Below are 743 nucleotides of genomic sequence, written 5' to 3'. Positions count from 1 at the left end.
AGTTTGCCTATTGCTTGCCAGCGCTGCTGCATGAACCCAAAGAGGTTATGCCATATTCTCCCGCGCCGTTGTAGCGAGAGGTATAATTCTCGCGTATGTTTCGGCTTAGCACCGAGTTTCAGCCGCGCGGCGACCAGCCTCAAGCGATTGAAAAGCTGGTGGAGGGACTCAACCGCGGTTATGAATTTCAGACGCTGCTGGGGGCGACAGGAACAGGCAAAACTTTCACGATGGCGTCGGTAATCGCTGCCGTTCAGCGTCCTGCCCTCGTGATTGCACACAACAAGACGCTGGCGGCGCAGCTGTGTCAGGAGTTTCGCGCCTTTTTCCCCGAAAACGCCGTCCACTTTTTCATCAGTTATTACGATTATTATCAGCCAGAAGCCTATGTGCCCCAATCTGATACCTACATCGAGAAAACCGCTTCCATCAACGACGAAATTGACCGCTTGCGCCACGCCGCCACACAAGCCGTGCTGGAACGACGGGATGTTATCGTCGTCGCCAGTGTGTCGAGCATCTACGGGCTGGGCTCGCCCGCTGAATACCTGCGCAGTATCGTAACCGTCAAGCGTGGCGACCGTATCGACCCGCGCGAGCTGGCGATGCGCCTGGTGGAACTGCAGTATACACGCTCCGACATGGTGCTGGGGCGAGGCACGTTCCGTATTCGCGGCGATGTAATCGATGTGCAACCTGCTGATGAAGAGTATGTCACGCGCATCGAGCTGTTCGGCGACGAG

1 protein-coding gene is annotated in these 743 nt (G+C 56.5%); it reads left to right on the top strand.

The features are described from left to right. Window positions 1-95 precede the first annotated feature (95 nt). A partial coding sequence (locus tag NZM01_12585; GenBank protein MCS6960869.1) for a DEAD/DEAH box helicase family protein occupies window positions 96-743 on the top strand: 648 nt, incomplete at its 3' end.

It is taken from the genome of Pseudanabaenaceae cyanobacterium SKYG29, from assembly GCA_025055675.1.
In the GTDB taxonomy this organism is placed as follows: Bacteria; Cyanobacteriota; Cyanobacteriia; order Pseudanabaenales; family Pseudanabaenaceae; genus M5B4.
The sequence above is the reverse complement of the archived record's forward strand: the minus strand, read 5'-3'. Positions and strand labels throughout refer to the sequence as shown.